General features: G+C 61.2%; 12 protein-coding genes. 9 read left to right on the top strand and 3 right to left on the bottom strand.

Annotated elements, in window-relative coordinates:
- Positions 1-28 precede the first annotated feature (28 nt).
- From R3X27_RS03935 to R3X27_RS03925, 3 genes are all read right to left on the bottom strand, one after another.
- Entirely contained in the window at positions 29-640 is a 612-nt protein-coding gene (locus R3X27_RS03935; protein WP_317707520.1) for a 2-dehydro-3-deoxy-6-phosphogalactonate aldolase, read from the bottom strand.
- Complete coding sequence (locus R3X27_RS03930; protein WP_317707519.1) at positions 625-1560, bottom strand: 2-dehydro-3-deoxygalactonokinase; 936 nt, start codon at positions 1558-1560, stop codon at positions 625-627. Before R3X27_RS03930 ends, R3X27_RS03935 begins: the two co-directional genes overlap by 16 nt.
- A gap of 170 nt (positions 1561-1730) precedes the next feature.
- A complete protein-coding gene (locus R3X27_RS03925) occupies positions 1731-2468 on the bottom strand; it encodes a FadR/GntR family transcriptional regulator (protein WP_317707518.1) in 738 nt (245 codons plus the stop codon).
- Between the two features lie 650 nt (positions 2469-3118).
- Here R3X27_RS03925 and R3X27_RS03920 point away from each other — a divergent pair.
- The 9 genes from R3X27_RS03920 (at position 3119) to R3X27_RS03880 (ending at position 14055) form a co-directional block, all read left to right on the top strand.
- Positions 3119-4177, top strand: coding sequence for a substrate-binding domain-containing protein (locus R3X27_RS03920; RefSeq protein ID WP_317707517.1), 1059 nt, complete (start codon positions 3119-3121; stop codon positions 4175-4177).
- Between the two features lie 76 nt (positions 4178-4253).
- Positions 4254-5270, top strand: a complete 1017-nt coding sequence (locus R3X27_RS03915) for an ABC transporter permease (RefSeq protein ID WP_317707516.1) — start codon at positions 4254-4256, stop codon at positions 5268-5270.
- Positions 5270-6802, top strand: a complete 1533-nt coding sequence (locus R3X27_RS03910) for a sugar ABC transporter ATP-binding protein (RefSeq protein WP_317707515.1) — start codon at positions 5270-5272, stop codon at positions 6800-6802. The genes R3X27_RS03915 and R3X27_RS03910 overlap by 1 nt, the downstream gene beginning before the upstream one ends.
- Positions 6799-7770: an ABC transporter permease gene (locus R3X27_RS03905; RefSeq protein ID WP_317707514.1), complete on the top strand. Its 972-nt coding sequence runs from the start codon at positions 6799-6801 to the stop codon at positions 7768-7770. The genes R3X27_RS03910 and R3X27_RS03905 overlap by 4 nt, the downstream gene beginning before the upstream one ends.
- A 98-nt stretch (positions 7771-7868) precedes the next feature.
- Positions 7869-9299 (top strand): aldehyde dehydrogenase family protein, encoded by a 1431-nt coding sequence (locus R3X27_RS03900; protein ID WP_317707513.1) that lies wholly within the window; start codon positions 7869-7871, stop codon positions 9297-9299.
- A gap of 597 nt (positions 9300-9896) precedes the next feature.
- Complete coding sequence (locus tag R3X27_RS03895) at positions 9897-10817, top strand: LysR family transcriptional regulator (RefSeq protein WP_317707512.1); 921 nt, start codon at positions 9897-9899, stop codon at positions 10815-10817.
- A gap of 125 nt (positions 10818-10942) precedes the next feature.
- Positions 10943-12292 (top strand): extracellular solute-binding protein, encoded by a 1350-nt coding sequence (locus R3X27_RS03890; protein WP_317707511.1) that lies wholly within the window; start codon positions 10943-10945, stop codon positions 12290-12292.
- A gap of 60 nt (positions 12293-12352) precedes the next feature.
- Positions 12353-13228: a sugar ABC transporter permease gene (locus R3X27_RS03885; RefSeq protein ID WP_317707510.1), complete on the top strand. Its 876-nt coding sequence runs from the start codon at positions 12353-12355 to the stop codon at positions 13226-13228.
- Positions 13225-14055, top strand: a complete 831-nt coding sequence (locus R3X27_RS03880; RefSeq protein WP_317707509.1) for a carbohydrate ABC transporter permease — start codon at positions 13225-13227, stop codon at positions 14053-14055. Before R3X27_RS03885 ends, R3X27_RS03880 begins: the two co-directional genes overlap by 4 nt.
- Positions 14056-14063: the final 8 nt, after the last annotated feature.

The following is a 14063-nucleotide window of genomic DNA, read 5'->3' as shown; positions in this document are numbered from 1 at the left end:
CACGCTTGAACAGGCCGTGCCAGACGTTTCACCGCAGCGCGATGCCCGCATCATAGGCTTCTACCATTTCCTGCGCGCGGGCGCGGACATCGTCGGCGGAGAAACCCGGGCTGTAGAGGCTGGTTCCAATTCCGAACCCGGTTATCCCGGCCTTCAACCACTCTGCGAAATTCGCCGGGCCAGCACCGCCGACAGCATAGGTTTCCGTGTCAGCGGGCAGGACGGCTCGAAGCGCGCCGAGCCCGGCTGGGCCGATCAGGGAAGCCGGGAAAAGCTTCAACCCATCCGCACCGGCCCGCAGCGCCGCGAAACACTCGCTCGGGGTGAAGACCCCAGGATAGGACTTCATGCCACCGGCTTTTGCGGCGGAGATCACGGCCGGATTGCAATCTGGTGAAACGATCATCCGGCCTCCGGATTCGGCAACCGCGTGAACGTCCTCTTCGGACAGCACCGTTCCCGCGCCCACAAGCGCGTCATTGCCAACGGCACCGGCCAATCGGGCGATGCTGTCCAACGGATCGGGCGAGTTCAGCGGCACTTCCATTCGGGTGATGCCGGAGTCAAGCAGCACCTGACCGATGGCGACCACCTCGTTCGGGGTTACGCCACGCAGGATGGCAATCAGGGGGCGGTCCATGAAAAAGTCTCCTTGAGAGAAGCAAAGGCGGCCGTCAGGCCGGAAAGCGTAATTGCGTCTGCATCAACGGCTTGGGCTGGGTGCCCGGCCAACGAGAGTGCAGTGCGGTAAAGGTCCGACAGGGCTTGGGTCCCGAGCAGTGCGGTCGGACGCCCGTCCAACATAGAACGCAGACCGGCGATTTCGGCGCCTATCAGCAAGCCAGAGAGCCGCGCCCGCGCGGCCGCCGGTGGCACGCCATGCAGCAAGTCTGCCGCGCGGATGGAAAACAGGCTGTCGAGCAGGGCAGGGGTCTCGCCAGGGGCCGTCGCTGTCGCCTTGCGTACCACGTCATCAAACTCGGCTTCGTCCCAACCCGTGCCCGTGACCGAATGCCGAAGCACCGAGGATTTGCTCAGAAGGGCAAAGACCTCACCCGTCATGCAGGTTCGAAACGAGCGGATCTTTCCACCGGCAATTTCAACCCATTTCGTATGGGTTCCCGGCAAACACAGGATGCCTTCGAAGCCTGGTTCCAACCTGAGAAACCCGAGGATCTGCGTCTCCTCTCCGCGCATGACATCGGCTGGGCTGTCCTGTTTGACGCCGGGCAGGATACGCACATCAAGGCGCGGGTCCGATGTCGGGGCAACAGCGCAGGCGGAAGGTTCTGGTGTGAGGCAGGGGAGCGACATGTAGGGCGCCTCGTGCCAGCCCTGCCGGGCTCCGACCATCCCGCAGCAGATGACTGGCGTCACCGTATCTTTCGGGAGCAGGTCGCCGACAAGCGCCAGGAGGGCTGGTTCGAACTCCGCGCGCTCAAGGGTTCCCATGCCGTTTTCGGATGAACTGTGGTGGAGCAGCTCCCCCGCCGCTCCCATGGCCCAGATCCTTAGATTGGAGGTTCCCCAATCCGCGGCGATCCATTGGGCTGTTTCCATGTTACACGTCCTCTGGCTTGCCGCTGGCTATGCCTTCAAGGCTCCGGGTGGCAAACGGCCGTCTGGTTCGGAAAACCACGGCGTTCCCGGGGAACTCCGATCCAGATTCGATATAGGGCGCTGAAGGCACCCTTGTCAGATCGCAGGCCCGGCTCTCCCGATCAATCTCCCTACGTCTCTTTCATGTAGTCCTGGAGTCGTTGCCAGGCATCCTCAAGGTGTTCTTCCATGCTCGCTTCGGCGGAATCTCCATCTCGCGCAAGAACGGCATCCGTGATCGCCCGGTGAAACGGGATCGACGCCGCATTGTCGCGCGGATCCTTGTTGGTCAGGCGGATCGAGTTGAGCAGGGCGGTGAAGATAACCCCTTCCATCGCCCGCAGGAAGTCGTTGCCAGCAGACCGCAGGAGCGCCCGGTGGAAGCGGGCATCCGCGATGATGTAATCCTCGATGGAGCCCTTTTCCTGCTCCATGCTGTCTTGCGACGCGGCGATCTCTGCATGGGCCTCTTCGCTGCCCAGTTCGGCGGCCCATCGTGCGGCCTTGGGTTCGATCACCCGCCGGATGTCCATCAACTGCCGCAGCAGATCCGGGTTTGGGGGAGCCGCCTGGTGCCAGGCCAGAACGTCATCATCCAGCAGACCCCAGTTGTTCCTGTTGCGAACCCGGGTCCCGATGCCGCGACGGACTTCGAGCAACCCCTTGCCAACCAGGACCTTCACCGCGTCGCGAATGACGGAACGGCTGACACGGTAGCGGTCGGCCAGAGCGGCCTCGTCTTCCAGCAGGTCACCGGGACGGTAATGCCCTGAAACGATCTTGCGGCCGAGTTCTCGAGACACCTGCGCCGAAAGGCTGTGGGTCAAGCCGGAGGTCTGTTTCAGGTCGTAGTAGAGGAGCTCATTCATGATATTTATATAAACATACGATGTTTAGAGAGTCTATCTCGTTCTTGCGGTGACGCGGCTTGGAACACGCGGGCGCATTGCTTCATGCGGCAGAAAGCTTAACGCATTGAGCAAGCGATAAAGTGGCATCCCTGCACAATCAAGTAGGGCAGAGCCAATCGCGTCCTGGTGATTCTGCCGTTTTGGGGCCGTTATGGGGCCGATGCCGGCAAGGTCATGGATGTCGATTGGGCGTTCCGCCAGAGAAGCGTCATTTGTCTTATTGTTTCATACCATTAATCTGAATGCCAGACGCGACCACCGTCGTGCTCTCCGGTTGCAGGGCGCGGGAGGCGATAAAACTCTGGACCCGCTAAACATCATATGTTTACATATGTCGCATGAATTGAGCTGTCGATGGTCCGATGGCCGAACGGGACCGACTCAACCGCGCGATATGCGGTTGAGCCCCGCTTGAGACTCCGGATCCGTACCAGCTCACTGCTATCGAGAGAGGGAGATTACGTCCGACTCGCAGCGCCATGACAAGCTGTCCGACCGGACCACCAGGCGAAAGCCATTCGATTCAATGTCAGTCCGCAGAAGACGCTCGGAGCTTTCCGGGCGTGTGGATGCGTATTGCCAAGTCCAGGCATCAAGGGAGGATTCCGATGCTGTCCAAACTCACAAAAACCGTTTCTCTTATGGCTGTCGCCGCGACCTTCGGCATTGCCGCTCCGGTTGCCGCCGGTGAAGACCGCATGGCGCTCTACGAGCGCTTCGGCGAGATTCCGGTGCCCAGCAAGGAATACCGGATCGGTGTCATCCTCAAGACCTTCAACAACGACTATTTCATCGACCTGAAGAACGGTTTCCAGGACGCCGCGGACAAGTATGGCGTGAAGGTCGAGTTCTTTGCCGCGCCCGGCGAGACGGATTTGCTGATCCAGAAACAGCTGATGGAAGACATGCTGGTGCGCCAGTTCGACCTGATCGCTGTGAACCCGTCCTCGACATCGAACCTGCTGGAACCCGCCGCGCGTGCGACCAAGATGGGCATTCCGCTGATCAACGTGAATGACGCCTATATCTCGAAGGAAGATCAGGAAAAGCACAATATCGACATCATCTCCTTCATCTCGACCGACTGGGCCGAGCAGATGCGCCACCACGTGCGCTACTGTGCGGAGAAGCTGGGCGATGAAGGCGGCCAGATCGCCCATATCATGGGCTTCCCAGGGTCGACCGCGGCCACGCAGCGCCTTGAAGGCTACGAGACAGAGTTGGCCAAGTTCCCGCAACTTGAAAGCGTCGCCGTGCTGCCCGCCGACTGGGACCGCAAGAAGGCGATGGACGTGGCTGCAGACATGATCCAGGCCAATCCCGACATCAAGTGCCTCTCCGCCTCCAACGACAACATGGCTCTCGGTGCGATCCAGGCGCTGAAGAACGCTGGCAAGCTGGGCGACATGATCGTCATGGGCTGCGACGGTATTCCGGACGCGGTTACCGCGATCCAGAATGACGAACTGACCGCGTCCGTGGCCTTCATGCAGTATGAAAACGGCTACAACACGATCGAAGCCGCGATCCTCCATCTTGAAGGCATGGGCGACAAGATCCCCGAGACGCTCTTTGCCAACCAGGAGATCTGGGACAAGTCGAACATCGACGACAAGATCGCCAATTACGGCCGGTACTATTCCGGCATGGCCAAGCTGACCAACTGATCCGACAGCTTGATTGCCCCGGGGCGCGTGTGTTCTCCAGCGTGCCCCGGGTCATCCGTCTTGAGAGGTGTTCCCGATGACAGACGCACGAATTATCGGCGGCGCAGGCCGCGAAAGCTCCGGGCTGATCACCATGCTTCCCGCTGCCATCGAGAGCATGTTTCGGCTTTCCTGGCGCGCCTTGCGCGAGAGCTGGGGCCTGATCCTCGCACTGGCGATCCTGGTGTTGATCTTCAGCCAGGCTTCTCCCTACTTCCTGAATACACTCGTCCTTGAGCGCATTCTCACAAACGCCTCCTTCACGCTCATCATGGCAACCGGCATGACGCTGGTGATCGCCACGGGCGGCATCGACGTGTCGATCGGCGCCACGTTGGCGCTGTCCTCGATGGTGGCGGCGACGTTGATGAACCTCGGGACGCCCGTCCTTCCGGCCGCGATGGCCGGGCTGTTGCTGGGGGCTGGGATCGGCGCCTTCAATGGCTCGATCATCTCCTATCTCAAGCTGCAACCCTTCATCGCCACGCTGGCAATGCTGAGCCTTGCCCGCGGAATGACGCTGATCATTTCCGGCGGCTCGCCCGCATTCGACCTTCCCGAAGCCTTCACCTCTGCGTTCAAGGACGAGATGGTCATGGTCATCGGGCTCGGCGGGCTGCTGTTGACCATGCTGGTGATGCACCGCACGCGGCTTGGCATCCAGATCCGAGGCATCGGCGGCAACGAGAACACCTGTTACATCTGCGGCGTGCGGGTGAATGCGCTGCGCATCGGCGTCTATGCCTTCCAGGGCATCATGGCGGTGCTTGCCGGATACACGCTGACGGCCTCCTTCGATGCCGCCGAGCCCACCGCGGGCCTGTCCACCGAGTGGCTGGAAGCGATGGCCGCGCCGATCATCGGTGGTAACACCATGGCCGGGGGCCGCGCGCGCCTGTTTGGCACGCTGATGGGCTGCCTGATCCTCGCCACCATGCGCTCGGGGTTGAACATCTCCGGTGTTCCGACGGCCTGGCAGCAGGTTGCCATCGGCGGCATCATCGTTGGCGCTGTCACCCTCGACGTGTTGACCAACCGCAAGAAGGTGTCGTGATGAAAAACATCCTGACAGCCAGCAAGATCTGCAAGCAATACGCCGGAACGCGCGCCCTCAAAGAGGTGGATTTCGAGATTGGCGAGGGGGAGATCCTCGGGCTGATCGGCGAGAACGGCGCCGGCAAGTCCACCCTGATGCGCATTCTGTGCGGAATCGAGCAGCCAACCTCGGGCGATATCGTGATGCACGGCAAGCCGGTCGAGTTCTCTGGGCCGCAGGCTGCACAGGCCGAAGGGATCGCAATGATTCCGCAGGAGGTGTTGCTGGTTGACGAGCTGACCGTTGTCGAGAACATCTTCCTCGGCCATGAGGAAAGCGGCGCTTTCGGCCTGTCCAAACGCCAGATGCTGGCCGATACGCGGGCGATCCTGGCCGAGCTGGACAGCCAGCAGGTCGATCCGGAACACCTGACCGGCAACCTTCCCAAGGGCTCCCAGCAGATGGTGGCCATTGCCCGGCGGGTAATGCAGGGGGGCGATGTGTTCGTCATGGACGAGCCCACGGCCTCCCTCACCGGCGAAGAGACGCAATCCCTGTTCAAGCTGCTGAAAAAGCTGAAGGGCGAAGGCAAGGCGAGCGTCTTCATCTCGCACCGTCTGGAAGAGATGCTGGAGATCTGCGATCGCATCGTGGTGTTGCGCGATGGGGAACATGTCGGCAACTTCATCAACGACGACACGCTGACCAAGGACAAGCTGGTGGCCGCCATGGTCGGCAGTGCCGTTGCCAACGAATTTGCGCGGACGGTGTCCCATGTCGGGGAGCTGATGCTGGAGACCGACAAGGTTGTCATCAGCACGTTCCAGGGTCGCAAGACCCATCCGATTTCCATTCAGGCGCATGCCGGCGAGGTTGTCGGCATTACGGGGTTGGCCGGGGTTGGCAAGACGGAGCTTGCCCATGTCCTCTCCGGGCTCAGGCCCGTGGTGGAGGGCGAGCTGCGTCTGAGAGGTCGTTCGATCACCTTGCGCTCCCCCGTGGACGCTCTGAAGAACAAGATCGGACTGGTCTCGGAAGACCGCCGGGCCGAAGGGCTGGTGCTGGAACTGACCGCATTGGCCAACATGACGCTGACCAGCCTCAAGAAACTCTCGCGGTTGGGGCGGATCGAGAAGGATCGGGAGCGCCAGCTTGGCCTCGACATGAAAGACAAGCTGAACATGCGCACCGAGTATCTCGGTCGCGACGCGAACCATCTTTCAGGCGGCAACCAGCAGAAGGTGGTGATCATCCGCCAGCTCTGTTCCGAGGCCGAGGTGCTGCTGCTGGACGAGCCGACAAAGGGCATCGATATCGGGGCCAAGGCCGAGGTTTATCGGCTGATCGGTGACCTGGTTGCAGAGCAAAAGGCGGCGATCCTGTTTTCGTCCGAGCCGCAGGAAGTGCTGGGTGTATGCGACAAGCTCTACGTCCTGACTTCCTATGGGTTCCTTGGCCCCTATGCCAAGGGCGCGCTTGATTATGCCGGCCTGATGGCGCTGGAATTCGGCACGGCCACGTCCGACACGCCGATGGAGGCAGCAGAATGAACTCGCAGAACAAGGCATTTGGCTTCATTCAGGATCACCACCTGCAGCTTCTTCCGGTCATTCTGCTCGTGGCTGTCGCCATGACGATCCTGTCTGAATCCTTCATGACCTCGCAGAACATGATCAACCTGGCGAACCGGGTTTCGATCAACCTGATCATCGCGTCGGGCATGACGCTCCTGATCACGTCCGAGGGGATCGACCTGTCGGTCGGTTCCACGGTCGGGCTCTCGGCCGTGGGCGCTGCGATCTACTTCCAGAACGGCTGGGACGCGAGTTTCGGCCCCTACGGCGCGATTGTCTTCGGCGTCGCCGTGGGCGCGGCAATCGGCCTGGTGAACGGGATCCTCGTGGCGCTGATCGGCCTGCCGGCCTTCATCGCGACACTGGGAACCATGCTGGCGGTGCGCGGACTGGTCTTCATCACGTCCAGTGGACGCACGATCATGGGTTTTGATCCGCGTTTCATCGAGGTTTTCTCGGGCTTTACCTTCGGCATCCCGCGCGCTGTGATCGTGGCGGGGCTGACCGCGCTGGTTGCGGCCTATGTGCTGAACAAGACAACCACGGGCCGGCTCCTGCAGGGGTTGGGTGGAAATGAACGCTGCCTCTACACTGCCGGCATCCGGGTGAAGCGATTGAAACTCGGCTCCTACGTGATGATGGGCATGCTGGCCGGGCTGGCGGGCCTGACCCTTGCGGCCTCGATGTCAGCCGCCGAACCCTTCGCGGGCAGCTGGTACGAGCTCGATGCGATTGCCGTCGTTGTCATGGGCGGCACCGCCCTGACTGGTGGCCGCGGGACGGTGATGGGCACCGTTCTGGGGGCAATTCTGCTCGGGCTGGTGGCGAATTCGATCATCCTTCTGGGAATTTCCGCCTATTATCAAACCTTCGTGGTTGGGCTGATGATCCTGGCGGCCATCGTGATGGGAAGTCCGGTCCTCACCGGGGCTCGGGCAAACTGAGAACAGGGGTGGTCGACGGGCTCGACCACGTTATCCAACGCAAGTCGCAGCGCCGCCTGTATGGGTGTGTCGTCAGCTCCACGAACGGGAGAAACAGAATGAACCTGACCAAGAAAATGTACATCGGCGGAAAGCTCGTGGACGGAACGGGCCCGCGCGACATCGACAACCCGGCAACCGAGCAAATCATCGGGCAGGTCGCGTGGGCGTCGTCGGTCGAGGCCGAGGCCGCGCTTCAAGCCGCCAAGGCTGCGCTGCCGGTCTGGTCGAAGACCCCCATCGCCGAACGCGCAGCCTGGATGGAGAAGCTGCGCGATGAAGTGATCGCCAATGAGGGGCATCTTCTGGACTGTATTCAGCAGGAGATGGGCAAGAGCCTGAAGAACGCGCGGGAAGACACGCAGATGCTGATAGATGCGCTGCATTTCTTCGCCGAGGAGATCCAGCGCATCCGCCCGGAGACGCTGCCGGACCTGCAGGGCACGCATGAGCACAAGCTGGTGCATGAGCCCGTGGGCGTGGTCGTCGCCTTCCTTGCGTGGAACTTCCCGCTGCTGAACCTCGCCTACAAGATTGGCCCGGCGATGGCCGCTGGCTGCCCGATCATCATCAAACCCTCGTCGCAGACACCACTATCGGCCTATGCGGTCGGTGAATTGTGCGAGAAGATCGGCCTGCCGGCCGGCGTGGTCAACGTCATCTGCGGCCCCGGCGCCGAGATCGGCGACCACCTCTCGGCCTCGACAATTCCGGCAATGCTGACACTGATCGGCTCCACCAATACCGGCAAGCACATCATGAAGGTCGGTGCCAGCTCGATCAAACGCTACTCGATGGAGCTCGGCGGGAACGCCCCTGCTCTGGTCTTTGCCGATGCCGATCTGGACCTGGCGGCGGACATTGTCTGCGGCGTCAAGTTTGCCAATGCAGGGCAGATCTGCGTGACGCCGAACCGGGTGTTCGTGGAAAGCCCGGTTGCGCAGGAATTCACCGCCAAGGTGGTCGCGCGGGCCAGGGCCGTGAAGGTCGGTTTCGACCCGTCCGCCGATATCGACATGGGACCGATGGTGGACCAACGGCAATGGGACAGCGTGGATGCGTTGGTCCAGGATGCCGTCGCCAAGGGAGCGACGGTTCTGGCCGGAGGTGGCAAGCCCGAAGGGATCGAAGTCGGCAGCTTCTACGCTCCGACGGTTCTCGGCGGTGTTACGCCCCAGATGCGGATCTATCACGAAGAGATTTTCGGGCCTGTTGTGAGCCTGATGGAGTTCCAGAGCGAAGAGGCCGTGCTCGAAGCCGCCAACGATACCGACGCCGGGCTGGCCTCGTATGTCTTTACCAAGGACGCCGCCAAGGCTGATCGCTGCGCCGATCAACTGCACTTCGGCGAGGTGCAGATCAACGGCGTCAAATACCAGATCGACCTGCCCCATATCGGCATTGGTCAGTCCGGGATCGGCTGCGACTGCTCGCATCTGTCGTTGCACGAGTATCTCGTGCCTCGTCGTATCACGCGCGCTTTGGGTTGAAGGTGTGAACGATACCTGAACGGTGCTCCTGTTGCGTGAAGGGTGGGGGGCTCGGCCCCTCTCTTCCATCGGCTTCAGCTCATGATCTTTCATCCTGCGGATGTCGCGCTTTCGGGGAAGCCATCGTCTGGCCCGCCGATTGGTCTTCTCTAGGTGCCTTTCTGGTTCGGTGAGGATGGCTCACTGAACCAGGTCTACGTCCCGATCTGAGCCTGAAGATGTGCCCAGAACGCTAATTCGGTGCCATTGTTGTCACGGCGCCTTCAGATATTGCCCCGTAGGTCATCTTGCGCGCGCATGCCAAACCTGAACAACGTTTCCACTGCAACAAGCGCGCTGGACGTCTGCCCGTGCCATACGTGCCAGCGAAGGTTCTGCACCAGTTTCTCGACTTCAGAAGCTTCGATCACCTCACCTCACGAAATCCCTTGCAAAATCGGGGTCGTCCACAAATGACACCTCCGGTTCAAATGATCGAACAAGGCCTATCCCTTCTCCACATTCGCTCCGCCCCGCGTGATACTGACGGGGGGATGGTCGCTGGATCTCACTGTTCGAGCGTCTGCAACCACAGAAAACTATGCGCGGGTGGCGGTCATGGCGAACTCCAAGATTGATCTCAGGTTGTTGAACTACTTCCTTCGGACTGCCGAAATGAAGAGCATCTCCAAGGCGGCAGAGGCCCTGAATGTTGCGCAGCCAACGCTGTCCAAGGCGATCCAGCAACTCGAACACCAACTGCAGGCGCAAGTCTTCCTGCGTACGGCACATGGGGTGACGGTCACCCCCATCGGCGAGCGACTGTTGCGCCATGCCCGGCTGGTCTCGGCCCAGGTCTCCGACGCGGTCGAGGAGGTCGAGGCGATGCGCGATGGCTCTGCGGGACAGGTTCGTGTCGGCGCCGGGCCGTCCTGGGTGCGGCGCATGCTGCCCGAGGCCGTCGCGGCGGTTCTGGCAGAGCGACCTGGGCTGCAGGTTTCGATCTCTGGCGGCTTTGACGAGCGCCTGCTGCAAGGGCTTGAGGACGGCGCACTGGATTTCGTTGTGGCGGAGAAGCCGCTGTCCGGGGGCGAGCGGAACTATGACTATGAACCGCTCACCGACGACGCCCTGATTGTCATCGGACGCCCGGAGCATCCCCTTGCCGGTCGAAGGAACATCGCCCCCAAGGAGGTGCTGGCAGCGGATTGGGCCTTGCCGCCGCAGCACACGCTGGCGCGGCGCAAGCTGGACGGGCGGGTCATCAGCCTTGGCGAATCCCCTCCGACGCCCCTTGTGGATTCCAACTCGCAAACCTTCCTGCTGGCCTTTGCCCAGTTCCATGACGTGCTGCTCTACACAACCCGCTCTGTCATGCGGATCCCGGAAGGGCGCGATCTGGTGGAAATCGACGTACCCGAGCTCGCTTCCTCGCGCGCTGCGGGGTTGATCTTTCGCCGACCCAAGTTGCTGACACCCGCTGCCGCGTTCGTGGCAGATATACTGAAGGCTGTTTGCGCTTCGGAACCGATCAACTGAGCCATAGCCAATCCCTATGGAGATCGTAAGCTTTATCATTTCTCGAATGGGCCCCGACATGGCAAAGTTTCTTTACGTCCGAGGCGCGGAGGAGCGCCGACTCGGAAATCTGTGGGAGGAAATCCATGACCAAGAAACACCTTCTGGGTGAGCGGCTTCGTTTTGCCAGCCTGCTGGCCGGAACAGCAATGGCTGCGGCCCTTGCAGCGCCGGTACTGGCCGAAGAAGCGCCGATCACCATCGTCATCAACCAGTCGCCCTGGTTCCCGGGCTTCCAATCGGTGGTCGAACTCTATGAAGAGACGACAGGCAACACGGTTGAGCTCGATGTGAACCCCTTTGCCGGCTCGCTTGAAAAACAACGCACCGCGGTTCGCACAGACGAAAGCCCCTTCGACCTGCTCATCATGAATGCCGGCTTCTTTGTCGAGTTCTACAAGGGCGGGTTCATGGATGCGCTCACCGACATCGATCCGGAGTTCAAGCTCTCTGACGAAATTTACGACTTCGACGAGTCGGTTTGTTGGGACGCCACGGCTGAAACCGTGACTTGTGGAGGCGATGGCAAGCTCACCGCCATTCCGGTCAACCCCAACATCCTCATCATGCACTACCGTGCCGATCTCTACGAAGAGAACGGGCTGGAAGTTCCCAAGACCTGGGACGAGCTGATGGCCAACGCCCAGGTGCTCAACGACCAGCCGAAGATCTACGGCATTTCGCAACGCGGCCAGCGCGGCGCGTTCGACGTTACCTATGACGTCTTCCCCTATATCTGGTCGCATGGCGGCGGCATCTTCAAGGATCAGAAGGCCGGTGATTTCACCATCACCATCAACAGCCCCGAGACGCTTGCAGGCATGGAAACCTATCTCAAGTTGGCAAGTGAGGTGGGCCATCCGTCGACTGCCGGCCAGACCCAGACCAACGTGATCCAGAACATGGCCACGGGCAAGGCCGCGCATATCCAGTCCGTGCTCGCGCCCGGCCTCTTCGACGATCCCAATCAGTCGGCCGTCGTCGGCAATGTCAACTACGCGGCCACGCCGGCATCGAAGGATTTTCCGGCGGCCACCCCGCTGGGCCACTGGCTTGCCGGTGTTCCCAAGAACGTGCCCGATGACCGAAAGGCCGCCGCTCTCGCATTCCTGACGTGGTTCCAGACCCCCGAGGCCCAGGAAGCCTATGCCCGCGCAGGGTCTGCCCCGGTCAGCCGCGCCGTCATGGAAGGCCCGATGTCAGAAACGGAAGAATTTCGTTGGATGAAGGCGCTTTCCGAGGCGATCCCGACCGCTGGTCTGACCTTCCTGATCCCCGAAGCCTCTCAGGTTCTCGCGGTTACCGAGCTGCGTTTCAACGAAGCCATCGGCGGGCAGTTGGAACTGAAAGAGGCGCTCAACACCGCGGCAAAGGAAATTGCCAAGATCATGACCGACGCCGGTTATGATGCACCGATGCTCGACGAGCTGAAGTGATCCTCCCCAGACCGTCCCGTCCTCGCGCGGGGCGGTCACACAGCCGCAGGAACCTGCCCCATGAAATCGGACAATTTCTGGCGCTATGCCACCTTGGCACCCGCCGTGATCCTCTTCGTCCTGTTGACGATATTGCCGCTCTTCAACCTTCTGGCGCTCAGCTTCCATGACGTCGAATGGCTGAACCGGGAAGCCGTCTGGGAATGGGTGGGCGCGCGCAACTATGCCAGGCTTCCCGAAGATACGCTCTTTAACGCAGGTATCCTGAACACGATCATCTTCGCCGTCCTCGCCGTGGCCTTCCAGATGGTCCTCGGCTTCTGGCTGGCGCTGATGACAACGCGGGTGACGCGGCTCCGCGTCTTCTATCGCGCCGTCTTCATCCTGCCGATCCTGGTGCCCGGCATCATCATCGGCGCGATCTGGAAACTGATGTATTCCTATGATTTCGGCGTCATCAACCAGACCATCATGTTCCTTGGCGGCAACCCGGTGGACTGGCTCGGCAACCCCAACCTGTCGTTGATGTCGGTCATCATCGTCGATGTCTGGCACTGGACGCCCTTCTGCTTCCTTCTGATGCTGGCCTCTCTCGAGAGCCTCCCGACTGACATTTTCGAGGCCGCCGAGATCGACGGCGCCACCAAGGGGCAGGTCCTGCGCCACATCATCCTGCCGCTGATGATGCCTGCCATCATCGTGACCTTCATCTTCCGCATGATCCTCGCCTTCAAGGTTTTCGACGAGATCTACCTGCTGACGGGCGGTGGACCGGGAACCTCGACCGAGGTCATCTCCTTCACCATCTACCGACGTTTCTTCACCGAGGATCAGTCCGGCTATGGCTCCGCCATGTCGCTCGCGACCATCGCCGTGATCGCCACGCTGATCATCCTCGCCTCGCGCTTCGCCACGAAGAAAGGGCCGGAAGCATGACCGAGTATACCCGCACCGGACCGCTGCTGCGCCACGCCGTGCTAATCGGTTTCGCGCTGGTCGTGCTCTTCCCCTTCGCCTGGATCGTCATGGCGAGCTTCAAGACGCAGATCGCGCTGCTCATGGGGCAATGGCGCTTCGAGCCGACGCTCTTCAGCTATGACTCGGTCATCAACGGCAAGACCTCGGATTTCGTCACGAATTTCAAGAACTCGAGCATCATCGCGATCTCCTCGACCTCCATCGTGCTCACGGTCGCCACGCTGGCCGCGTTCTCGCTCTATCGTCTGCAATGGGCGGACTGGGTTCTGCGCGTGCTGCTGGCGTGGTCCGTGATCTTTCACATGGTGCCGCCGATCACGCTCGCGGGCGCCTGGTACACGATGTTCCGCTCTGTCGGGCTCGACAACACCTATGCCGGCATCATCCTCGCCCACACGACGATCAACTTGCCGATGGCGCTCTGGATGATGGGGGTTTTCATCCGGGACGTTCCCAAGGAACTGGTCGAAGCGGCCCAGATCGACGGCGCGAAGACACCCAAGGTGCTGCGCTACGTGGTCATCCCGATCGTGCGCCCCGGCCTCGCGGCCACCGGCATCCTCTGCTTCATCTTCTCCTGGAACGAATTCCCGGTTGCCCTGACGCTCTCGCAGCGCGCCACCGCCACCGTTCCCCTCGGCATCGGCAAATATGCCCAGGAAAACACGATCGCCTATACCGAGATGGCCGCTGCCTCGACCCTCTCTATCGTCCCCGCGTTCATTCTCCTGATCGTCGCCCAACGCTTTATCGTCCGCGGGTTGACCTCGGGTGCCGTCAAGTAGGAGCCACC

It is taken from the genome of Tropicimonas sp. TH_r6 (genome assembly GCF_033101155.1).
Classification (GTDB): Bacteria; Pseudomonadota; Alphaproteobacteria; order Rhodobacterales; family Rhodobacteraceae; genus Tropicimonas.
The sequence above is the reverse complement of the archived record's forward strand: the minus strand, read 5'-3'. Positions and strand labels throughout refer to the sequence as shown.